This window comes from Phenylobacterium sp. VNQ135, from assembly GCF_049445735.1.
Taxonomy (GTDB): domain Bacteria; phylum Pseudomonadota; class Alphaproteobacteria; order Caulobacterales; family Caulobacteraceae; genus Phenylobacterium.
The window spans coordinates 976,107-996,286 of sequence record NZ_JBMSDS010000002.1 but is presented as its reverse complement, the minus strand read 5'-3'; the positions used below and the strand labels follow the sequence as shown (position 1 = coordinate 996,286).

Sequence of the window (20,180 nt, the reverse complement as noted above, 5' to 3'; positions counted from 1 at the left end):
TCATGCGCAGGCTGGCCGTCGCGCCAACCCCAAAGACGTTCCGCCTTCGCGACGGCCCTTACGCCTTCAGCATCTCCGGCGTGATCGGCAGGCTGCGGACGCGCTTGCCGGTGGCCGCGAAGATGGCGTTGGTCAGGGCCGGGATCGCCGGCGGCAGGGCTGGCTCGCCCAGGCCCGTCGGCGGGAAGTCCGTCTTCAGGAACTTCACCTCCACCGGGCACGCCTCGTTGATGCGCATCAGCGGATAGTCGTGGAAGTTCGACTGCTGCGCCGCCCCGCCGACGATGGTGATCTGCTGGTGCAGCGCCTCGGACAGGCCGTCCAGCACCGAGCCCTGCACCTGGTTGAGCGCGCCATGCGGGTTGATGATCTGGCGACCCACGTCGGCGGCCACCCAGACCTTCTTCACCTTCACCTCGCCCGCGGGCGAAACCGCCACATGGGCGACTTCGGCGAAATAGCCGAGATGGCTGTAGTAGCAGGCGACGCCCAGGCCCTCGCCCTTCGGCAGCTTGGTTCGGTTGGCCCAGCCGGACATCTCGCCCACCGCCTTCAGCACGCCGACCATCCGGCCGGCGGCGTAGGCTGCGGGCGCCTCGCCGACCACGGGCTTGTCGCCCAGCAGCTTGATCTGGAAGGCCAGCGGGTCGGCGTTCGCGGCATGCGCCAGCTCGTCGATGAACGATTGCATGACGAAGGCCAGGGCGTTCGAGCCCGGCGCCCGCAGCGGCCCGGTCGGCACGCCAAGCGGCATGACGCTGACGTCGATCCTGCAGTTCGGCACGAAGCGCGCCGGGAACTCGGTCGGCCCCATCCCGGCGCTGGGGGCGAAGTTGGCTCCCTCGCCGAACGAGACGAAGTGGTCGTGGAAGGCCACGAGATTGCCCTGCGCATCCACGCCGCCGCGCAGGAAGTGGAAGCCCGCCGGCCGGTAGATGTCGTGGCGCATGTCGTCTTCACGCGTCCAGACCAGCTTCACCGGCGCGCCCGCCTCGCGGGCGATCCAAGCGGCCTCGACCATGTAGTCGTTGGCCAGCCGTCGGCCGAAGCCGCCGCCGCACCGCGTCATGTGGATGGTGATGTCCTCGGGCTTGATCCCGAGCGTCTTGGCGCAGAGTTGGCGACCCGGCTCGGGGTTCTGGGTCGGCGCCCAGATCTCCAGCTTGCCGTCCTTCCACTCGGCCGTGCAGTTCTGCGGCTCCATCGGCGCGTGCGCCAGGAACGGGTACGAGTAGGAGGCTTCGACCGTCTTGGCCGCCGACTTCAGGGCGGCGTCGACGTCGCCGTCGTTGCGCGGCGTCCGCTGAGGCTTTCCTGCGGCGAGCTCCCTGGCCGTGGCGGCGAAGCCCTCGCTGGACTGCTTGGAGGTGGGATGGTCCTCCCACTTCACGTTCAGTTTGTCGCGGCCCTTCTTGGCGGCCCACCAAGTGTCGGCCACAACGGCCACGCCCGGCAGCAGGCCCGCGCCAATCTGGCCGGCCGCGGGCTGCAGGGCGTTGGAGTCGCCGGCGACCACGAACGCCTTGCGCACGCCCTTCACGGCCTGAGCCGCGGCGAGGTCCGCGCCCGCCACCTTCGCGGCGAAGACCGGGGCCTTCTCATAGGTGGCGTACAACATGCCCGGGCGGCGCACATCGATGCCGAACAGCGGCTGCCCGGTCACGATCTTGGGCGTGTCGTACTGGGCGATGGCCCGGCCGATGATCTTGTAGTCCTTGGGATCTTTCAGCGGCAGCGTCTTGGGGTCTGGCACCGAAACGTTCGCGCACTGCGTGGCGAGCGAGGCGTAGGTCGCCTTCCGCCCGGTGCTGGCGTGCACCACCACGCCCGGCGTGGTCGAGCATTCGCCCGCCGGGCAGTTCCAGGCCGTGGCCGCCGCCTGGACCAGCATGGCCCGCGCCACGGCGCCGACGCGCCGCAGCTCCTCCCAGTGTAGCGGCGTAGCCATCGAGCCGCCCGCGAATTGGCGGCCATAGGCCTTGGGATCGTTGTCGGCCTGCTCGATGCGGACCTGGTCCCAGGAGACGTCGAGCTCCTCGGCGATCAGCATGGGCAGCATCGTCTTGATGCCCTGGCCGATCTCGGGGTTCTTGTTGACGATGGTGACGATCCCGTCGGGCGCCACGCGGACGTAGGCGTTGATCGGCTGCGCTGCGCCCCCGGCGGTCTGCGCCTGGCCCTTGCCGACGACGGCGAACGACAGGACCAGCCCGCTGGCGGTCGCCGTCTTGAGGATCTCGCGCCGGGAGGCGCCGGTCATCTCAGCGGTCATCGGTTAGGCCTCCGTCTTCTGGCCGGACGCGTGTTTGATCGCCGCGCGGATGCGCGTGTAGGTGGCGCAGCGGCAGATGTTCCCGGCCATGGCGGCGTCGATGTCGGCGTCGGTGGGCTTCGGGTTGCTGGCCAAGAGGGCGGTGGCCGACATGATCTGGCCCGGCTGGCAGTAGCCGCACTGAGCGACGTCCAGCTCGCTCCACGCCGCCTGCACCTTCTTGCCGACGGCGCTCGCGCCGACGCCTTCGATGGTGGTCACCTTGGCCTTGCCGACGCTTTCGACGGGGATCTGGCACGATCGCATCGGCTGGCCGTCGACATGCACCGTGCAGGCGCCGCACGCGCCGACGCCGCAGCCGAACTTCGGCCCGACGATGCCCAGGCTGTCCCGCAGCACCCAGAGCAGCGGCGTGTCCGGATCGACGTCCGCCTTTAAAGCCTTGCCGTTGACGTTGACCGTGAAAGCCATCGACGCATCCTCCCGCGAGCCTGCGATGCTAAGGCTCATGCCGGGGCGCCCGCAAGGCGGCGTCGAGCGATTGCGGAGAGGCCGCGACGGCGAGGCCGTACGACGCCTCAGGGCCGAGGCGGTGCGGCGACCGGGAAATGGATGTTCGCGGTGAAGCCGGCCGGATCGAACCGGGCCTCCACCTTGCCGCCATAGGCGCTGAGACCGACCTCGAGCAGTCGCGATCCGAAGCCCTTCCGCTTGGCCGGCCTCACCGGAGGACCGTCGCGTTCTTCCCAGCAGAGCACCACGTCGCCCGCCGCGTCCTCTCCACGGCGCAGGGCCACGCGGCCCGACGACTGCGAAAGCGCGCCGTACTTCACCGCATTGGTCGAGAGCTCGTGGAGCAGCAGGGCGAGGGCCACGGCGACCTCCCCGGCGATCGTGACGCCGCCGAGATCGTCCAGTTCGAACCGCGTCGTCCCGAACGGACTCAATGTCTTGGCCACCACGTCCTGCAGCGGCACCGGCCGACCGCCCGAGGCCATCACCAGGTCCTGGCTGTCGGCCAGAGCGCTCAGGCGGGCGACCAGAACGTCGCGGAACTCCTGCACCGTGCGGACGCCGCGCGCCGTCTGGTTGACGATGCCCATCATCACCTGAATGCCGTTCTTCGCCCGGTGGGCCAGTTCGCCCAGCAGGAGGGCCCTTCGGTCCTCGACGGCCTTGCGCTCGCTGATGTCCAGCGTCGTGCCGACCACCAGGGCGGGGCCCTCGGCGTCGGCGACGGTACGGCCGCGCGCCTGCACCCAGCGAGTGAGGCCGCCCGGCTGGTGGCGCGTGCGATGCTCGACCACGAAGTCGCCGCCGCCGCCCTCGCGGGTCTTCACGTAGGCCTCCTGCACCAGCGGCAGGTCGTCGGGGTGGATCAGCGCGATGTAGCGCTCGATGGTCATGACCGTGCGCTTCGGCGGCAGGCCGAACATTTCGCAGTTCCGCTCGGACCAGGTCACCCGGTCATTGCGCACGTCCCACTCCCAGAAGCCGAGCCCGGTGGCTTCCACGGCGGCTTCGAGCCGGCGGCGCTGTTCCTCCAGCCGCTCCGCCGCGCGGCGGGCATCCGAAACGTCCATGACGATGCCGTTCCAGAGCACGGACCCGTCGGGCTGCGGCGTCGGGGTGGAGGTGATCCTGCGCCAGCACACCTGATCGTCGAGGCCTCGCATCCGGACTTCGATGTCGAAGCGCGAGACGCTGGCGATGGCCAGCTCTTCGGCGCGCGCCAGCGCCGCGCGGTGTTCGGGAAGGACGCGTTCGTAGAGTCGCGAGGGATCGGCCATCGCCTCCTCCGGCTCAAGGCCGAGGAGCTGCCGCGAACGCTGGCCTACGGACCTGAACTCCCGCCGTCCGTCGGGCCAGGAGACCACCTGATAGGCCATGCCGAGATGCAGGAGGTCCGCCACCTCCGTGAACGAAGGCGCAGGGTTCACCGGCCTCGGCCCGTCCTCGTCCAAGAAGGTGTCCTCAACGCTCCCATGCGCGGGAGCAGCTTTGTGCGCCGACGTCTGACGTCGCAACTTCAAACATCACATCGTTCGCTGATGCGGAGCGCGGCTGCAATCCCCGTAGAATCCGACGCCTTTTCAACTTCTAAAGGTTGGGCAGGATCACGACCGCGTCCGGCAGCTCGTTCGGATTGTCCGCACGCGGAGGGAAACGCTCCGCCAGCACGTCGGCGCACAGACCGATGGCGGATGCGAAACCGGCGGCCGGCTCGCGGCGCTTCAGGCCTTCGGTCAGGGCAGCCATGGCGCGCTCCCAGACCTGCGGGTCGACATGGCTGGCGATGCCCTCGTCGGCGATCAGCTCGGCCATGTGCTCTGCGAAGGAGACATAGATCAGGACGCCGGTTCGCTCGCGGGTCGCGTGCAGGTTCTTCGCGACGAACTGCTCCTGGGCGCGCCGGCGGACGCGATCGCGCTTCAGGCCGCGCGGCGTCAGCGCCCGCCGCACCGCCGGGATGGACGTGATCGCCAGGGTGAGGGCGAACAGCACGCCCTGCAGCAGCACCGCTCCGATCAGGGCGCGCCGGGCGGCGGCCTCGGCCACGCTCGACACCTGCGCGGCGGTCCAGCCGCCCAGGAGGTCGGGCGCCTCGACATGCACGCCGGCCAGCAGCAACAGCGCCGGTCCCAGCAGGGCCACGCCGGCCGCCCAGGCCAACGGCGTCTCGCGGTAGCCGGAGCTCTCTTCGGCCACGACGCAATAGATCTCGCCCGTCGTGCGGGTCTCGGCCTCGCGGACAGCGTCCTGGATGGCCGAGAGGTCGGAGGGACTCAGAAGGGGCTTGTCCATCTCACCAGCTCCCGGACGATCCGCCGCCGCCGAACGACCCGCCGCCGCCCGAGAAGCCGCCGCCGCCCCAGCCGCCGCCGCCTCCGCCACCCCAGCCGCCACGGTCGCGACCGCTGCTGGAGAGGATCAGGGGCAGCAGCCACCACATGCCGCCGCCCCGGCGGCCCCGCCGCCCGCGCCGGCCGAAGACGCCCAGGATGCCGCTGAGGATCCAGAAGATGACGATCATCACGAAGATGACCGGGATGGCCGAGCCGCCGCGGTCGCTGCTGCGCGCCGCCTGGGCCTGCTGGGCCTCGGCGACCTTGGCCCGGGCTTCCTCGTCGGGCAGCGACAGCTGACGGACGAGCTGATCGGTCCCGTCGAGGATGCCCTGCTCGAAATTGCCCTGCCGGAACTGCGGCAGGATGGCGGTCTGGATGATCACGCTGGAGAGCGCGTCGGTGAGCACGCCCTCCAGGCCATAACCCACCTCGATGCGCACCTTGCGTTCGTTCGGGGCGACGATCAGCAGGGCGCCGTCGTTGCGCGCCTTGGAGCCGATGCCCCAGGCGCGGCCGAGCTGGTAGCCGTACTCCTCGATTTCGTAGCCCTGCAGGTCGGGCAGTGTGGCCACCACCACCTGGCGGCCGGTCGAGGCCTCGAGGCCGGCGAGTTCCTGGTCGAGCTTCTGCTCCGCCTGCGGCGACAGGAGGTTGGCGTCGTCGACCACCCGCCCCGTGAGCGCCGGGAACTTGGGCGCCGCGAACGCGAAGGCCGGGATCAGCAGAAGGGCCAGGAGCGCGAGGACGAGCCCCCGCGCTCCCGAAAGGCGGATCATTGCGGAGGGGCCGAACCCGGCGTCACCGCCGGCGCGGGCGGGGCCGAGAAGTCCACCGTGGGCGCCGACTGCGCGGCCGCCGTCGCCTCGAACAGCTGCATCGGCTTGGAGCTGCCGTACATGGTCTTGGCCCACAGCACCGTCGGGAACGTCCGAAGGCTGGTGTTGTAGTCGCGGACGGCCTCGTTGTAGTCGCGGCGCGCCACCGCGATGCGGTTCTCCGTGCCTTCGAGCTGGCTCTGCAGGGCCATGAAGTTCGTGTTCGACTTCAAGTCCGGATACTGCTCCTGCAGGACGCGGAAGGGCGCCAGCGCCAGCGAGAGCTGGCCCTGCGCCTGGGCGTAACGCTGGAACGCCGCGGGGTCCTGAGTGATGTTCGCACCCGACGGCACGCTCACCGCGCCGGCCCGCGCCTGGGTCACGGCGATCAGGACGTTGCTCTCCTGGGCCGCATAGCCCTTCACCGTCGCCACCAGGTTCGGGATCAGGTCGGCCCGGCGCTGGTACTGGCTCTGGACGTCGGCCCAGCGCGCCTTGGCGGTCTCTTCCTTGGTCGGGATGGTGTTGATCCCGCAGGCGGCCAGCGCCAGCGGAGCGGCGACGATCAGCGCGGCTCGCGCGATACGGCGGAAAAAGCGGTTCATCGGGCTCCCCATGAGGACCAGGCTGCCAAAGCTTGGCCACGCAGTATGTGGCCCCGTCGTTGATCTTGCGCAACGGACCGGCGACACAGGCGTCTCAAGCGCCATCGCGCGCCGGAGGTTCCTGAACGTGGCCAAGGTCCGCCCCTACTACGCCGACGGCGGCCTGAGCGCCGCCTTCTACGACGAGATAACGGCGGCGGACGCATCACTGGCCGGCGACGTGGACGTCTATGCGGAACTCGCGGCCGAGGGCGGCTCGGTTCTGGAGCTGGGCGCCGGTTCCGGTCGGGTGACCCAGGCGCTTGCCGAGCGTGGGGTCTCCGTCACCGGCGTGGATCTCTCCGCCGCCATGCTGGCGCGGGCCGAGGCGCGGCGGAAAGGTCTGCCGCCCGAGGTCGCAAACCGCATCGAACTGCGTCGCGGCGACATGACCGCGCTCGACCTCAAGCGCACCTTCGATGCGGTGGTCTGCCCCTTCTTCACCCTGGCCCACGTGCCGGCGGGCGCCGCCTGGAAGAACACCTTCGCCACCGCCGCACGTCACCTTGCGCCGGGTGGCCTGGCGGCCTTTCACCTGCCCCGGCTCGAGATCATGCGGAACCTGCCGCCCGCCAATCCGCAGGCGCCGGTGTTCGATCGGACCTTGGCGGACGGCCGCCGGCTGGTGCTGTTCGTCGCCGAGCGCACGTTCCGCGATCCGCCCGCCAAGCTGGACCAGGTGCTGGAGTACGTGGTCGTCGACACCGCCGGCCGCGCCGTCCAGCGTTCGCCCGAGCGGCTTACCTACTGGATGACCGAGCCGGAGCCGCTCGCCGCCGCCGCCGGCCTGACGCTGGACCGGCCGCCGCGCGAACTCGGCGGCGCCGGCGACATCTGGATCTTCCGCAAGGCCTGACCGCCGCGCGCGGCATACCCGATCTTCAGACGCGGGCGATTGTCCGCCCCCGCCTCCGCGTGGCATGGTTTCCTCAACGATAAGCGGACGCCAGGACCGCCGCGGAGGATTCGTGATGGATGCCGTGAAGGAACGGGCAGGGCTGGACCAGCGGCTGGAGCACGCGGCCCTCGCCGGCATGACGCTGGCCGTCTGGGCCGGGACCCAGCCCGACAAGGCCTGCGTCGTGGATCCCAACGGCCGCGTCCGCACCTTCGCCGAGGTCAACGCGCACGCCAACCGCCTCGTCCGGCTGCTGCGCGGCGCGGGGCTCGCGGCCGGCGACGCCGTGGCGCTGGTCACCACCAACCGTGCGGAGTTCGTCGAGGTGCTGGTCGCCTGCCAGCGCGGCGGCTTCCGCATCACGCCGGTGAACTGGCACCTGACGGCCGACGAGATCGCCTACATCCTCAACGACTGCGAGGCCAAGGCGGTGTTCTGCGAGGCGCGGATCAAGGCGTCGGCCGCCGCGGCCGAACTGGCGCCCGGCCTCGTCCTGAAGATCGCCGTCGGCGGCGACATCGAGGGGTTCCTCGACTACGACGAGGCGCTGGCGGGGATCGATCCGTCCGACATCGACGATCCCGTGCTCGGCAACCAGATGCTCTACACGTCCGGCACGACGGGCCGGCCCAAGGGCGTCTTCCGGCCCAATCCGGTGATCGTCCCCCAGGCGACCTATGCGCTGCGCGGCTACGACGAGGCCTCAGTCCAGCTCTGCGCCGGGCCGGCCTACCATGCCGCCCCCCTGGCCTTCGACATCCGCGCCGCGCTCGGGGCCGGCGCGACGCTGGTCTTCCTCGACAAGTGGGATTCGGAGACCACCCTGAAGACCATCCAGGACCGCCGGGTCACCCACCTGCACCTGGTGCCGATCATGTTCCAGCGGCTGCTGGCCCTGCCCGAGGCGGTCAAGGCCCGCTACGACCTCTCCTCGGTGAAGTACGTCGTCCACGGCGCGGCGCCCTGCCCGCCCGAGGTGAAGCTCGCGATGATCGAGTGGTTCGGCCCGGTGCTGAACGAGTACTACGCGGGCTCCGAAGGCGGCGCGGGCTTCATGATCGACAGCCACGAGTGGCTGAAGAAGCCCGGCTCGGTCGGCAAGCGCCCGGCGCTGCTGGGCTCCAAAATCCTGGACGAGCAGGGGGCCGAATGCCCGCCGAACGTCGCCGGGACCATCTACCACCAGCTCCCGCCGGGCGGCGCGTTCACCTACTACAAGGACGACAAGAAGACCGAGGCGTCCCGCGTCGGCGACTACTTCACCATGGGCGACGTCGGCTACTTCGACGAGGACGGCTACCTGTTCCTCACCGGACGCAGCGCCGAGACCATCATCTCGGGCGGGGTGAACATCTACCCGCAGGAGATCGACAACGAGCTCATCAAGCACGAGGCCGTGGCCGACAGCGCCACCGTCGGCGTGCCGCACGAAGAGTGGGGCGAGCAGGTGAAGGCGGTCATCCTGCTGAAGCCCGGCTACGCGCCCTCGGGCGAACTGGCCGAGGAGATCCTGGCGTTCGCGCGCGCCAGCCTGCCCTCGTTCAAGGTTCCGCGCAGCCTGGACTTCGCGACCGACCTGCCCCGCTCCGAGGCCGGCAAGATCCAGCGGGGCAAGGTCCGCGCGCCCTACTGGGAAGGCCGCGCCCGCCAGATCTGACCGGCGAACGGCGCTTCGCCAAAGCCCGCTTGTGCCCTGGCGAATTCCGGACCTTAAATCCCCGCCTCAACCGTGGGGGTTCTTCCGTGAAGCATTTCGTCCTGGGCGCGCTGGCCGCAGCCCTGCTCGCCTCGTCCGCGCCGCAGACGACCCTGGCCCAGCCGGCGCCGCTCACCTTCGTCCAGGCCGGCCGCGTCTTGCTCGATCCCGCCAGCGGCAAGGTCGAACGCGAGAAGACCCTCGTCGTCCAGAACGGCAGGATCGTCCGCGTCGTCGACGGCTACGCCGCCGAGGCCGGCGCCAGGGTGGTGGATCTGAAGGACAGCTTCGTCCTGCCGGGCTTCATCGACAGCCACGTCCACATCACCGGCCAGCAGGGCCCCAGCGCGCGTCTGGACGAGGTGACCCAGTCGTCCGCCGACCAGGCCATGATCGGCGCCCGCTACGCCAAACGCACCCTGATGGCCGGCTTCACCACCGTCGCCGACCTCGGCGCCGAGAACCAGGCCATCTTCGCGCTCCGCCGCGCCATCGCCGCCGGCGACGTGCCCGGCCCGCGGATCATCGCCGCCGGCTCGGCGATCTCGGTGCATGGCGGCCACGGCGACGTGAACGGCTACAGCGAGGACGTGATGCACGTGCTGCGCCCGGGCTCGGTCTGCTCGGGCGCCGACGACTGCCGCCGGGCCGTGCGGGAGCAGGTCTGGAAGGGCGCCGACATCATCAAGATCACCGCCACCGGCGGGGTGCTCTCCAACACCGCCGCAGGCCTGGGCCAGCAGTTCTCCCAGGCCGAGCTGGACGCGATCGTCGACGCCGCCCACCGCATGGGCCGCAAGGTGACCGCCCACGCCCACGGCGGCGACGGCATCAACAGCTTCCTGAAAGCCGGCGGCGATTCCATCGAGCACGGCACCTGGCTCGACGCTGAGGGCATCCAGCTGATGAAGAAGAACGGCGCCTATCTGGTGCCCACCCTGATGGCCGGCGACTTCGTGGTCGGCATCGCCAAGGGCCCGAACAACTTCTTCACCCCGGCCCAGACCGCCAAGGCCCTGCAGGCCGGTCCGATGATGCTGGACATGACCCGGCGCGCCCACAAGGCCGGCGTGAAGATCGCCTTCGGCACCGACACCGGCGTCTCGGCCCACGGCGACAACGCCGGCGAGTTCGCGCTGCTGGTCCAGGCGGGGCTGACGCCGCTGGAGGCCATCCAGGCCGCCACGGTCAACGCCGCGGCCCACTTCGACCTGTCGAACGAGATCGGCTCGCTCGCCCCCGGCAAGGCCGCCGACATCATCGCGGTCAAGGGCGACCCGCTCGCGGACGTGAACACGCTGCGCCAGGTGTCCTTCGTGATGAAGGGCGGCCAGGTCGCCAAGGAGTAGGCGCAACACAGCGTCACCAACCGTGTTTTGGCGGGCCATGCCCTGCGTGGCATGAGCCCGGCCATGATTCCGTTCATCGACCTGCAGGCCCAGCGCGCGCGCCTCGGCCAGCCGCTGGAGGACGCCATCCTCAAGGTGGTGCGCTCAGGCGCCTACGTCATGGGCCCCGAGATCGCGCAGCTCGAGGCCGAGCTCTCGGCCTTCGGCCAGGCGCCGCACGCGCTGTCGTGCGCCTCGGGCACCGACGCCCTCGTCCTGCCGCTGATGGCCTGGGGGATCGGCCCCGGCGACGCGGTCTTCTGCCCCGCCTTCACCTTCGCTGCGACGGCCGAGGCCATGCCGCTGGTCGGCGCCTCGCCGGTGTTCGTCGACATCGTCCCGGACACCTACAACCTCGACCCGGCCAAGCTCGAAGCCGCCATCCAGGCCGTGAAGGTCGAGGGCAAACTGACGCCGCGGGCGATCATCGCCGTCGATCTGTTCGGCCAGCCTGCCGACTATCCGGCGATCTTCGAGATCGCCCAGCGCCACGGCCTGAAGCTGATCGCCGACAGCGCCCAGGGGTTCGGCTGCACGCTCAACGGCCATCACCCGATCCACTGGGCCGACGTCACCACCACCAGCTTCTTCCCGGCCAAGCCGCTCGGCTGCTACGGCGACGGCGGCGCCATCCTGTCGAAGGACGCCCGCTTCCACGACCTGCTGGTCAGCCTCCGCGTCCATGGCCAGGCGGTGAAGTCGGACCTCGAGGGCAGGACCTTCGACCACGACCCCAAGTACATGAACATGCGCGTGGGCACGAACAGCCGGATGGATACGGTCCAGGCCGCCGTCCTGCTGCAGAAGCTGACCATCTTCGCCGACGAGATCGAGGCCCGGAACCGGGTCGCCGCCCGCTACGCCGAGGGCCTCGCCGACGTGGTCACGACCCCCAAGGTGATCGACGGCGGCGTCAGCGTCTGGGCCCAGTACACGATCGAGACCGAGGACCGGGACGGCCTGGGAGCCGCGCTCCGCGAACAGGGGATCCCGACCGCCGTCTATTACCCGCTGCCCTTGCACCGCCAGCCGCCCTACGCCGGCTATCCGCAGCCCGGCGGCCTGCCGGTGACCGAGGCCAAGGCCGGCAAGGTGATCAGCCTGCCGATGCATGCCTACCTCGAGCCCGACGTCCAGGACCGCATCGTCGCCGCCATCCGCAACCACGTGAAGCGCAACGGCTAGACGCTCCGGCTTCGCCGTGCGATGCCTCGTCAAACACTTGTTTGAAGGAGGATCCATGGCTCGCCTGCAAGGCCGCACCGCCGTCATCACCGGGGCCGCCAGCGGCATCGGCCGCGCTGCGGCGAACCTCTTCGCCGCCGAGGGCGCCAGCCTGGTCATCGCGGACCGCGCCGAGGCGCTCGCCGACACCGCGGACGAGGTCGCCAAGGCCGGCGGGAAGGTCGTAGCCCTCAGCGGCGACGCCGGCGACGAAGCCTTCGTCCAGAGCCTGGTGGCCAGGGCGCAGTCCGAGTTCGGCGGGCTTGACGTCTTCTGGGCCAATGCCGGCATCTCCGGCGGCTTCACGCCCCTGCACGAGGCCACGCCCGACTACTGGGCCGAAATCCTGCGGGTGAACCTGATCGGCGCGTTCCTGGGCGTGAAGCACGCCTCGGCGGCGATGATCCCGAACGGCAAGGGTTCGATCATCTGCACGGCCTCGGTGGCCGGGATCCGCTCGGGCGCGGGCGGCGCGGCCTATTCCGCGTCGAAGGCCGGCGTGATCAGCCTGGTGCAGACCGCCTGCAACGAGCTTTACGGCACCGGCGTGCGGGTCAACGCCATCGCGCCGGGCCTGATCGAGACGGGCATGACCAAGCCGATCTTCGACGGCGCCCGCGCGCGCGGCAACGAGGACAAGATCGGCCAGCTCAATCCGCTCACCCGCTACGGCGTGCCGATCGAGATCGCCAACGCGGCCCTTTTCCTGGCGTCGGACGAGTCCTCCTACGTCAACGGCCAGACCATCGCGGTGGACGGCGGCCTCTCCACCTCGCACCCGGTGGTCCGCAAGAAGCGCTGACGCAATTCCGCCGCGACGCAGGCTAAGCTCGGGGTCATGCGTCGTGTCGCCCTCGCCTTCGTCCTGCTCGCGTCCGCCTGCGCATCCGCGCCCGAGATCAAGCCGCCGCCTCCGCCCGTCGATCCGTACCTGGCGGTGATCCTGCCGGCGGCGAAGGACGCCGCGCCCGAGGCGCGTGCCGGTGTCGCCCGTGAGCGGATGCGCGGCTGGGTCTGGAGCCTGGCCGCTCCGCCGTCGACGCCCGAGCCACAGAACGGCTGGATCGCCGAGGGTGTGGGAGACTTCCTCGCCGTTCGCGCCCGCCTGCGCGCGGGCCTCGCCACGCCCGAGGACGCCGCCCAAGAATTCGACGCCGCGCTCAAGGCCTACGACGCCGCGCCCTCCCAGCCGAGCGCCGCCCGCGCCATGCTGCTGGCGCTGAAGTGGGACGAGGACATCCGCCAGAAGGGCTCGGGCCAGGACTTGGACGATGTCATGAAGGCCGCCCATGACCGTCGGGCCCAGGTCCCCGCCGAGACCACCGGCTTCCTCGACCGGCTGCTGAACGCAGCCTGGGGCGGCGCCCAGCTCAACCTGCGCAGCGATGTCGCCCGCTACATCGCCGGACGCGAGCGGATGACGCCGCCCGAGACGATGTTCGGCGGCTGCCTCATCTCGACGACGACGCTCACCCACGGTTTCGACACCGGCTTCGACCCCGCGGGCTCACAGGCGGCCAAGACGGTGCGCGGCGTGCGCCGGGGCGGGCCCGCCTGGGTCAGCGGCCTGCGCAACGGCATGAAGCTGGAGAGCCTGATGCTGACGCCCGGCGACACCACCCACGAGGTGGTGGCGGTCACCATCGACGCGCGCGGCCGCAAGCGGACCATCCGCTACTGGCCCTATGCCGATGAGGATCGCGAAATCCGCCGGCTGCAGCTGCGCCAGGGGATGACCGAGGCGGACACCGCCGCCTGCGGCAAGGCGATGGCGGGACTCTAGTGCGCCGGGCCGCGGCCCCAACGCCAGGGCGGCAGGCCCTCGCGGCGCGGCGCGAGGTAGCGCCACAGGAAGTAGCCGCCCGCGGCGGCGGCGATCCCCAGCAGGAATGCGGTCGCCGCCGTGGGCGCGCCGCCGCTCACCGCCCTCTGCGGTCCGGCGTCCATCCAGTGAACGATCTCGCCGTTCGGCTCTTCCGGCAGAATGTCGTCGATCGGCAGGCTCATGGCGGCACCTCCGGCTGCGCTGTCTCGCCTAACCCGTCCGCCCGGCCCAGGTTCCCCAAGGAGGGGTTCCGCCATCACCCGCCTTCGGGGTAGAAGCCGGGCCGACCTCCTTTTCTCAAGCTGACCTGACGGACGATGGCCGGACACTCAAAGTTCAAGAACATCATGCACCGGAAGGGGCGCGCCGACGCCGCCCGCTCCAAGCTGTTCTCCAAGCTCTCCCGCGAGATCACCGTGGCCGCCAAGAGCGGCATGCCCGATCCCGACATGAATCCGCGCCTGCGCCTGGCCGTGAACAACGCCAAGGCTGAGTCCATGCCGAAGGACAACATCGATCGCGCCATCAAGAAGGCGATGGGCGGCGACGCCGAGACCTACGAGGCGATCCGCTACGAGGGCTTCGGTCCCGGCGGCGTCGGCGTGATCGTCGAGGCGCTGACCGACAACCGCAACCGCGCGGCGGCCAACGTGCGGGCGATCTTCACCAAGAACGGCGGCAACCTCGGCGAGACCAACTCGGTCGCGTTCATGTGGGATCGCGTCGGCCAGATCGTCTACGGCGCCGAGGCGGGCTCGGAAGACAAGGTGATGGAAGCCGCCATCGAGGCCGGCGCCGACGACGTCGAGTCCGACGAGGACGGCCACACCGTCTGGACCGCCTTCGACGCCCTGAACGAAGTGGCCCAGGCCCTGGAAGCGGCGCTCGGCCCCGCCAAGTCCACCAGCATCGCCTGGCGGCCGAAGACCCTGACGCCGGTGACCGGCGAAGCCGTGGCCACGCTCATGAAGCTGGTCGACGCTCTGGAGGACGAGGACGACGTGCAGAACGTCTACTTCAACGCCGACATCGCGGCCGACGAGCTCGAGAAGCTGGCGGGCTGATGGCCAGGCGCCCGGAGGACGATCCCCGGATCACAGACCTGCGCCGCTACAAGAAGGCGCGGGAGCAGGCCAGGCGCCGGCCGCCGCCGAAGCCGAAGCGTCCGGCCGAGGGCTTCCTCGGCTCCAACCCGCGCGCCGGCCTGATCCTGGCCGCCGTCGCGGCCATCGTTGCGGCGCTCTACGTCGTGCCGATGTTCCTTTGAGGACCGGAAACGCGATCGCCCGCTTTGCGCTATTCTGCTCCGCCATCGGAGTAGTTCGCGCATGGAGCTCACCTCGGAGACCCTGACCCGGTACGTCCTGCCGCTTCTCAGCGCCGCCTTGGCCGGAAGCCTGATCGGCCTGGAGCGCGAAGCGCGCGGCCACCCGGCGGGGCTTCGGACACACACCCTCGTCTGCCTGGCCTCGGCCCTGCTGATGCTCGCGGCTGTCCACCAGACCGAATGGGTCCGCACGACGCCGATGGAGGTCATCCGCATCGATCCCGTGCGGATGGCGCACGGCATCCTCACGGGGATCGGCTTTCTCTGCGGCGGCGTCATCTTCCGGCAGGGTCTCTCCGTCCACGGGCTGACGACGGCGGCTTCGCTGTGGGTCACCTCGGCGCTCGGCACGCTCTACGGGGTCTCCTCCTACGGCCTGGCGCTGGGCGGCACCGTCGCCACCGTCGTCGTCCTCGTGGGCTTCCGCTGGATCGACGAGCACATGCCCGCCAGCAACATCATCGATGTGACGGTTCGCTACCGCCGCGATGGCGTCTTTCCCGAGGACGACTTCCAGGCCTTGATGACCCGACTGAAGCTGAAGCCGCGGTCGGTTCGCCACAAGCTGGTGGGCGCGGGCGGCGCGATCGAACTGGGCGCCACCCTGCGCGGTCCGAGCAACGTCCAGACGCGCGCCCTCGCCGAGGCGTTGTGCGACGACGCGCGCGTGCTGCGCTTCGAGATCGTGCCTCGCAACGACTGACGTCGACGAGCCGCTTGACGGCGCCCAGGCTGGCTTTGCAGATGCCGCAATGCCCGCGCTTTCCCAAAGACTGGTCAACCGGCTGGTCGTCGCCGCCTTCCTGCTCGGCTTCGCGACGCTCGTCGCGGTGGGGATCGCCGCCGCCCTCGTGCTGCAGCGGAACGTCGCCTACACCGAACTCGTCTCGCACACCTATCAGGTGCAGGACGCCATCGCCGACTTCGACATCCTGACGGAGCGGGTCGAAACCGCCCGGCGTGGCTACATGCTGGCGGGCGAGCGCAGCTTCGAGCAGACCTACAACGTCACCGCCCGGGCGCTGCCGCGCCAGCTCGACCGCATCCGCGAACTGACGGCGGACAACCCGCGGCAGCGGACGAACGTCCTGCGGCTGGAGAACCTGATGGCCCGCCAGCTCGGCGCCATCCGCGAATCCCTGGCGCGCACCCGGGCCGGCGGTGGCGCGCCCGACGACTTCGAACTGGACCAGGCGGTGCTCGCCACCCGCGAAATCCGCGACCTGACCGAAATGATGACCCAGGAGGAGCAGCGCCTCCTCGACGAGCGCGACGCCGACCGCCGCGCAGCCCTGCGGACCCTGTTCCGGATGCTGATGGCCGCCGGCGTGCTGCTGGCGGTCGTCGGCGCAGGCTCGGTCTGGACGATCGTCCGCTTCACCCGCGACCTGGCCACCTCACGCGACCAGCTCCGGCGGCTGAACGAAGGGCTGGAGGAGGAGGTGACCGCGCGCACCGCGGACCTCCAGCGCGCCAATGACGAGATCCAGCGCTTCGCCTACATCGTCTCGCACGACCTGCGCTCGCCGCTGGTCAATGTGATGGGCTTCACCAGCGAGCTGGAGGCGGCGACCAAGCCGCTTGCCCAGATGATCGAGCGCGCGGAGGCTCAGGCGCCGGACCTCGTGACCCCCGACGCCAGGCTCGCCGTACGCGAGGACCTGCCCGAGGCGATCGGCTTCATCCGCACCTCGACCCAGAAGATGGACCGGCTGATCAACGCCATCCTGCGCCTCTCACGCGAGGGCCGACGCGTGCTGACGCCGGAACGCGTCGACACCCAGGCGGTGCTGAACGGCATCGCCGACAGCTTGAAGCACCGCAGCGACGAACTGGGCGCCGAGATCGTCGTCAGTCCCGGCCTGCCGCCGGTGCTGACGGACCGGCTGGCGCTGGAGCAGATCTTCTCCAACCTGGTCGAGAACGCCCTGAAGTACCTCAAGCCCGGTCGTCCCGGGCGCATCGTCGTGCGCGGCCAGGTCCAGCACGGGCGCGCGATCTTCGAGATTCGGGACAACGGGCGCGGCGTCGATCCCAAGGACCACGAGCGGATCTTCGAACTCTTCCGGCGCTCCGGGACCCAGGACCAGCCGGGCGAAGGAATCGGCCTCGCCCATGTCCGCGCGCTGGCCTATCGGCTGGGCGGACTGGTCACTGTCGACTCCGCCCTTGACCAAGGGGCGACGTTCCGGGTTTCTCTGCCGCTCATCTTGACGCTCGAGGGGGCTGCGGCATGAGCGAACAACGTCACGTCACGATCGTCATGGTCGAGGACGACGAAGGCCATGCGCGCCTGATCGAGAAGAACATCCGCCGCGCCGGCATCGCCAATGCGATCCGGCACTTCGCAGACGGCACATCGGCCTTGGCCTACCTGGGCGAGCAGGCCAACGACTACGTCGAGGGCCCCGCCCTGGTGTTGCTCGACCTGAACCTGCCGGACATGAGCGGCACCGACATCCTGGCCCGCATCAAGTCGGACGACCGGCTGAAACGCACGCCGGTCGTGGTGCTGACCACCACCGACGACAAGGTCGAGATCCAGCGCTGCTACGACCTGGGCTGCAACGTCTACATCACCAAGCCGGTGGCCTACGAAGCCTTCGCAGAGGCGATCCGCCAACTCGGCCTCTTCCTGTCGGTTATCCAGGTGCCGGAGATCGAAAACTGACGACCGGTCGCCGCTGCCGCGTCCTCTACGTCGACGACGACGAGGGCCTGCGCCGCCTCGTCGGCAAGGCGCTGGACCGTCGCGGCTACGACGTCACCCTGGCGTCCGACGGCGAGCAGGGCCTGGAGCTCGCGCGCAGCGGCGACTTCGACGTCATCGCCCTCGACCACTACATGCCCGGGCAGGGCGGCTTCACCACCCTGCAGGCCATCCTGACCACCATCCAGGACCCGCCGCCGATCGTCTATGTGACCGGCTCGGAAGAGACGCGCGTCGCGGTGGACGCCCTCAAGGCCGGCGCCGCCGACTATGTCGTGAAGACGGTCGGCGAGGACTTCTTCGATCTCCTGGAGAACGCCTTCGCCCACGCCATGGAGCAGGTCCGGCTGCGTCGCGAGCATGCCGAGGCCGAGGCCGCGCTTCGCGCCGGTCATCAGCGGCTGGAGGTGATGCTGCGCGAGGTGAACCACCGCGTCGCCAACAGCCTGCAGCTCGTCATGGGCATGGTCCACATGCAGGCCTCGCATGTGGCCGATCCCGCCGCCCGCGCGGCCCTGGAGGACACCAAGCGCCGCATCGCCGCCATCGGCCAAGTGCACCGGCGGCTCTACACCGCCGACAACGTCGAGGCGGTCGACATGCAGCCCTACCTCGAGGCCATGGTCCGCGAGCTGGAGGAGACGTTCTCCGCGCCGGGCGCGCCGCGGCGGCTGGTCCTTGGCGTCGACCCCGTCCAGCTTCAGACCGACCGCGCGATTTCCCTGGGCGTGATCGTCAACGAGCTGGTCAGCAACGCCTGCAAATACGCCTATGGCCCCTCCGAAGCGGGCGAGGTCCGGGTCGGCCTGACCGAGGCTCCGGGCGCCGTCGTCCTGACCGTCGAGGACCAGGGCCGCGGCATGACGCCGGGCGCGGCGCCGATGGGGACGGGCCTTGGCGGGCGGCTGATCGCCGCCATGGCCAAGAGCCTTCGCGCCGACCTCACCTACGATCCCGGCCACCGCGGCGTGCGCGCCGTCGTCCGCGTCCCGGCCTGATCCCCGGCCCCCGGGGGCCGGGCTGACCCGCGCTCCAGGTTGACCTCGCGTCCCCCTTGGCGGCGGCGTGGCCATGGCTCAGAGTAATCCGAACCAGAGTTTCGAAACGGGGGGATACCAAATGAAAGCCGTCATCCTGGCCGCGGCCCTGCTCGCCGCGCCGGTCGCCGCTAACGCCGGCGACTATGTCTCCATCGTCCAGGAGGCTCCGGTGAAGGCGCCGGCCGCCGTGGTCTGGAAGAAGGTCGGCGGCTATTGCGACATCGGCGCGTGGCTGAAGACCACCTGCGAGATCACCCAGGGGACGGACCGCGAGGTCGGGGCGCTGCGCAAGATCGCCGGGCGGGTCGAGGAGGTGATCGTCGCCACGACGCCGCTCTCCTACACCTACGCCGATATCGACCCGAAGATCCTGTACCACGGTACGGTCGAGGTCCGCCCCGTCGACGCCAAGACCTCGAAGATCGTCTACACGCTGTTCTTCGATCAGGCCTCGATCCCGGCCGAGCAGCGCGAGGCCAACAAGACGCGCCGCGCGGCGATGTCCGGCGGCTGGCTCAAGACCATGGTCGGCATCGCCGAAGCGCCCTGACGGCCTCAGCTCCGGCTGAGGTTCTTCCGCAGGATCGCCCAGATGATCAGTCCGAACGCGGCCAGGCGCAGGAGATAGACCGGCGCCTGGTCTTCGCGCGGGATGTCGAACACCAGCGGCGCCGCCTGGTTCACCGCCAGCAGGCCGAAGGCCGCGGCGAAGGTCAGGAACAGCGGATCGCGCGTGCGGCGCCAGAACTTCAGGAAGAACACCACCGCGATCAGGAAGCCGAGGGTCACGGAGCCGGCGAAGAAGCCGCGCAGGGCCGGATCGAGGTTCATTGCTCGGCCTCCCAGATGAACCCGTAGAGCAGCACCGCCACCGCCGCCAGCGACGTGACCTGCCGCCAGGGCCAGAGGAACACCTCCGGGAAGATCACCATGTCCAGCACCAGGAACAGGTTGTTCAGCGCCAGGCACACGAACGCGATCGCGGTCCACAACAGCAGCCGCGACCGGCTCTGGCGCCAGGCCCGGAGCAGCAGGCCGGCGCAGAGCGCGCTGGCCAGCAGGCACAGCGAATAGACGAGGGCTCCGCCCATCTCCGTCATCACTTGTCCCCCCGGAACTTGAACGCGTCGGCGAGACCTTGCACCGGGTCCGGCGGCGTCGCGATGATGTTGATGATGCTCACCGGGCGTTCGCGATAGGCCAGCTCCAGCTGTCCTGCCAGGTCGTCCAGCATTGGCAGCGCGGGCGCATAGCGCCAAAGATCTCCGTCTTCCCGGACCGCGAGGCCGCTGCGCTCGAAGCGCTGCAGGTTGTCGCTGACCAAGGGGGTCGAGGCGCGCAGCTCGCGCACGAGATCGGCCGCCGCCCAGCGGCGGTCGGGATCCCGTTTCAACAGCAGCAGGAGCTCGACGGCCCAGACGGAGCGCATGTGCTCGCGCACGAAGGCGGCCAGCTCGGGTTTGTCGGACAAGTCTCAGTTCCCCCCGACCGG

General features: G+C 70.0%; 23 protein-coding genes. 13 read left to right on the top strand and 10 right to left on the bottom strand.

What is annotated here, in order from left to right; genetic code table 11:
- Positions 1–58: 58 nt before the first annotated feature.
- From ACO2Q0_RS10820 to ACO2Q0_RS10795, 6 genes are all read right to left on the bottom strand, one after another.
- Positions 59–2,272: a molybdopterin cofactor-binding domain-containing protein gene (locus ACO2Q0_RS10820; RefSeq protein WP_423351495.1), complete on the bottom strand. Its 2,214-nt coding sequence runs from the start codon at positions 2,270–2,272 to the stop codon at positions 59–61.
- 3 nt (positions 2,273–2,275) lie between these two features.
- Positions 2,276–2,743 carry a (2Fe-2S)-binding protein gene (locus tag ACO2Q0_RS10815; RefSeq protein ID WP_423351494.1) on the bottom strand — a complete coding sequence of 156 codons (468 nt, stop codon included), beginning with the start codon at positions 2,741–2,743 and terminating at the stop codon, positions 2,276–2,278.
- Between the two features lie 107 nt (positions 2,744–2,850).
- Entirely contained in the window at positions 2,851–4,236 is a 1,386-nt protein-coding gene (locus ACO2Q0_RS10810; protein ID WP_423351493.1) for a sensor histidine kinase, read from the bottom strand.
- 136 nt (positions 4,237–4,372) lie between these two features.
- Positions 4,373–5,077: a TPM domain-containing protein gene (locus tag ACO2Q0_RS10805; RefSeq protein ID WP_423351492.1), complete on the bottom strand. Its 705-nt coding sequence runs from the start codon at positions 5,075–5,077 to the stop codon at positions 4,373–4,375.
- 1 nt (position 5,078) lies between these two features.
- Positions 5,079–5,897 carry a TPM domain-containing protein gene (locus tag ACO2Q0_RS10800; RefSeq protein WP_423351491.1) on the bottom strand — a complete coding sequence of 273 codons (819 nt, stop codon included), beginning with the start codon at positions 5,895–5,897 and terminating at the stop codon, positions 5,079–5,081.
- Positions 5,894–6,541, bottom strand: a complete 648-nt coding sequence (locus ACO2Q0_RS10795) for a LemA family protein (RefSeq protein ID WP_423351490.1) — start codon at positions 6,539–6,541, stop codon at positions 5,894–5,896. Before ACO2Q0_RS10795 ends, ACO2Q0_RS10800 begins: the two co-directional genes overlap by 4 nt.
- Positions 6,542–6,668: 127 nt before the next feature.
- Here ACO2Q0_RS10795 and ACO2Q0_RS10790 point away from each other — a divergent pair, with 127 nt between their 5' ends.
- The 6 genes from ACO2Q0_RS10790 (at position 6,669) to ACO2Q0_RS10765 (ending at position 13,569) form a co-directional block, all read left to right on the top strand.
- Positions 6,669–7,436 (top strand): class I SAM-dependent methyltransferase, encoded by a 768-nt coding sequence (locus ACO2Q0_RS10790; RefSeq protein WP_423351489.1) that lies wholly within the window; start codon positions 6,669–6,671, stop codon positions 7,434–7,436.
- Between the two features lie 115 nt (positions 7,437–7,551).
- A complete protein-coding gene (locus ACO2Q0_RS10785) occupies positions 7,552–9,135 on the top strand; it encodes an AMP-binding protein (protein ID WP_423351488.1) in 1,584 nt (527 codons plus the stop codon).
- An 86-nt stretch (positions 9,136–9,221) separates the two neighbouring features.
- Entirely contained in the window at positions 9,222–10,523 is a 1,302-nt protein-coding gene (locus ACO2Q0_RS10780; protein WP_423351487.1) for an amidohydrolase family protein, read from the top strand.
- Between the two features lie 63 nt (positions 10,524–10,586).
- A complete protein-coding gene (locus tag ACO2Q0_RS10775) occupies positions 10,587–11,747 on the top strand; it encodes a DegT/DnrJ/EryC1/StrS family aminotransferase (RefSeq protein WP_423351486.1) in 1,161 nt (386 codons plus the stop codon).
- 55 nt (positions 11,748–11,802) lie between these two features.
- Positions 11,803–12,588 (top strand): SDR family NAD(P)-dependent oxidoreductase, encoded by a 786-nt coding sequence (locus ACO2Q0_RS10770; protein WP_423351485.1) that lies wholly within the window; start codon positions 11,803–11,805, stop codon positions 12,586–12,588.
- A gap of 36 nt (positions 12,589–12,624) precedes the next feature.
- Positions 12,625–13,569 (top strand): hypothetical protein, encoded by a 945-nt coding sequence (locus ACO2Q0_RS10765; RefSeq protein ID WP_423351484.1) that lies wholly within the window; start codon positions 12,625–12,627, stop codon positions 13,567–13,569.
- Here ACO2Q0_RS10765 and ACO2Q0_RS10760 read toward each other — a convergent pair.
- Entirely contained in the window at positions 13,566–13,793 is a 228-nt protein-coding gene (locus tag ACO2Q0_RS10760; RefSeq protein WP_423351483.1) for a hypothetical protein, read from the bottom strand. The genes ACO2Q0_RS10765 and ACO2Q0_RS10760 overlap by 4 nt on opposite strands.
- Positions 13,794–13,928: 135 nt before the next feature.
- Between ACO2Q0_RS10760 and ACO2Q0_RS10755 the strand changes: the two genes are divergently transcribed.
- The 7 genes from ACO2Q0_RS10755 (at position 13,929) to ACO2Q0_RS10725 (ending at position 19,238) form a co-directional block, all read left to right on the top strand.
- Positions 13,929–14,675 (top strand): YebC/PmpR family DNA-binding transcriptional regulator, encoded by a 747-nt coding sequence (locus tag ACO2Q0_RS10755; RefSeq protein WP_423351482.1) that lies wholly within the window; start codon positions 13,929–13,931, stop codon positions 14,673–14,675.
- On the top strand, positions 14,675–14,878 hold the full coding sequence (locus ACO2Q0_RS10750) for a hypothetical protein (protein ID WP_423351481.1): 204 nt from the start codon (positions 14,675–14,677) through the stop codon (positions 14,876–14,878). Before ACO2Q0_RS10755 ends, ACO2Q0_RS10750 begins: the two co-directional genes overlap by 1 nt.
- Positions 14,879–14,939: 61 nt before the next feature.
- Positions 14,940–15,641, top strand: a complete 702-nt coding sequence (locus tag ACO2Q0_RS10745; protein ID WP_423351480.1) for an MgtC/SapB family protein — start codon at positions 14,940–14,942, stop codon at positions 15,639–15,641.
- A gap of 49 nt (positions 15,642–15,690) precedes the next feature.
- Positions 15,691–17,175 carry a sensor histidine kinase gene (locus ACO2Q0_RS10740; RefSeq protein WP_423351479.1) on the top strand — a complete coding sequence of 495 codons (1,485 nt, stop codon included), beginning with the start codon at positions 15,691–15,693 and terminating at the stop codon, positions 17,173–17,175.
- Complete coding sequence (locus ACO2Q0_RS10735; RefSeq protein WP_423351478.1) at positions 17,172–17,609, top strand: response regulator; 438 nt, start codon at positions 17,172–17,174, stop codon at positions 17,607–17,609. The genes ACO2Q0_RS10740 and ACO2Q0_RS10735 overlap by 4 nt, the downstream gene beginning before the upstream one ends.
- Positions 17,606–18,646 carry a sensor histidine kinase gene (locus tag ACO2Q0_RS10730; protein WP_423351604.1) on the top strand — a complete coding sequence of 347 codons (1,041 nt, stop codon included), beginning with the start codon at positions 17,606–17,608 and terminating at the stop codon, positions 18,644–18,646. Before ACO2Q0_RS10735 ends, ACO2Q0_RS10730 begins: the two co-directional genes overlap by 4 nt.
- A gap of 121 nt (positions 18,647–18,767) precedes the next feature.
- Positions 18,768–19,238, top strand: a complete 471-nt coding sequence (locus tag ACO2Q0_RS10725) for an SRPBCC family protein (protein ID WP_423351477.1) — start codon at positions 18,768–18,770, stop codon at positions 19,236–19,238.
- Positions 19,239–19,243: 5 nt separating this feature from the next.
- Here the strand turns inward: ACO2Q0_RS10725 and ACO2Q0_RS10720 are convergent, their stop codons facing one another.
- The 3 genes from ACO2Q0_RS10720 to ACO2Q0_RS10710 are packed head-to-tail and all read right to left on the bottom strand — an operon-like array spanning position 19,244 to position 20,159.
- Entirely contained in the window at positions 19,244–19,519 is a 276-nt protein-coding gene (locus ACO2Q0_RS10720; RefSeq protein ID WP_423351476.1) for a DUF5985 family protein, read from the bottom strand.
- Positions 19,516–19,788 (bottom strand): DUF5985 family protein, encoded by a 273-nt coding sequence (locus ACO2Q0_RS10715; protein ID WP_423351475.1) that lies wholly within the window; start codon positions 19,786–19,788, stop codon positions 19,516–19,518. Before ACO2Q0_RS10715 ends, ACO2Q0_RS10720 begins: the two co-directional genes overlap by 4 nt.
- A complete protein-coding gene (locus ACO2Q0_RS10710; RefSeq protein WP_423351474.1) occupies positions 19,788–20,159 on the bottom strand; it encodes a hypothetical protein in 372 nt (123 codons plus the stop codon). Before ACO2Q0_RS10710 ends, ACO2Q0_RS10715 begins: the two co-directional genes overlap by 1 nt.
- Positions 20,160–20,180: the final 21 nt, after the last annotated feature.

Coding starts and splice junctions, on each gene's coding strand:
- ACO2Q0_RS10820 (WP_423351495.1), bottom strand. CDS start 2,272: ATGACCGCTGAGATGACCGGCGCCTCCCGGCGCGAGATCCTCAAGACG.
- ACO2Q0_RS10815 (WP_423351494.1), bottom strand. CDS start 2,743: ATGGCTTTCACGGTCAACGTCAACGGCAAGGCTTTAAAGGCGGACGTC.
- ACO2Q0_RS10805 (WP_423351492.1), bottom strand. CDS start 5,077: ATGGACAAGCCCCTTCTGAGTCCCTCCGACCTCTCGGCCATCCAGGAC.
- ACO2Q0_RS10800 (WP_423351491.1), bottom strand. CDS start 5,897: ATGATCCGCCTTTCGGGAGCGCGGGGGCTCGTCCTCGCGCTCCTGGCC.
- ACO2Q0_RS10795 (WP_423351490.1), bottom strand. CDS start 6,541: ATGAACCGCTTTTTCCGCCGTATCGCGCGAGCCGCGCTGATCGTCGCC.
- ACO2Q0_RS10785 (WP_423351488.1), top strand. CDS start 7,552: ATGGATGCCGTGAAGGAACGGGCAGGGCTGGACCAGCGGCTGGAGCAC.
- ACO2Q0_RS10775 (WP_423351486.1), top strand. CDS start 10,587: ATGATTCCGTTCATCGACCTGCAGGCCCAGCGCGCGCGCCTCGGCCAG.
- ACO2Q0_RS10770 (WP_423351485.1), top strand. CDS start 11,803: ATGGCTCGCCTGCAAGGCCGCACCGCCGTCATCACCGGGGCCGCCAGC.
- ACO2Q0_RS10765 (WP_423351484.1), top strand. CDS start 12,625: ATGCGTCGTGTCGCCCTCGCCTTCGTCCTGCTCGCGTCCGCCTGCGCA.
- ACO2Q0_RS10760 (WP_423351483.1), bottom strand. CDS start 13,793: ATGAGCCTGCCGATCGACGACATTCTGCCGGAAGAGCCGAACGGCGAG.
- ACO2Q0_RS10755 (WP_423351482.1), top strand. CDS start 13,929: ATGGCCGGACACTCAAAGTTCAAGAACATCATGCACCGGAAGGGGCGC.
- ACO2Q0_RS10750 (WP_423351481.1), top strand. CDS start 14,675: ATGGCCAGGCGCCCGGAGGACGATCCCCGGATCACAGACCTGCGCCGC.
- ACO2Q0_RS10745 (WP_423351480.1), top strand. CDS start 14,940: ATGGAGCTCACCTCGGAGACCCTGACCCGGTACGTCCTGCCGCTTCTC.
- ACO2Q0_RS10740 (WP_423351479.1), top strand. CDS start 15,691: ATGCCCGCGCTTTCCCAAAGACTGGTCAACCGGCTGGTCGTCGCCGCC.
- ACO2Q0_RS10735 (WP_423351478.1), top strand. CDS start 17,172: ATGAGCGAACAACGTCACGTCACGATCGTCATGGTCGAGGACGACGAA.
- ACO2Q0_RS10725 (WP_423351477.1), top strand. CDS start 18,768: ATGAAAGCCGTCATCCTGGCCGCGGCCCTGCTCGCCGCGCCGGTCGCC.
- ACO2Q0_RS10720 (WP_423351476.1), bottom strand. CDS start 19,519: ATGAACCTCGATCCGGCCCTGCGCGGCTTCTTCGCCGGCTCCGTGACC.
- ACO2Q0_RS10715 (WP_423351475.1), bottom strand. CDS start 19,788: ATGACGGAGATGGGCGGAGCCCTCGTCTATTCGCTGTGCCTGCTGGCC.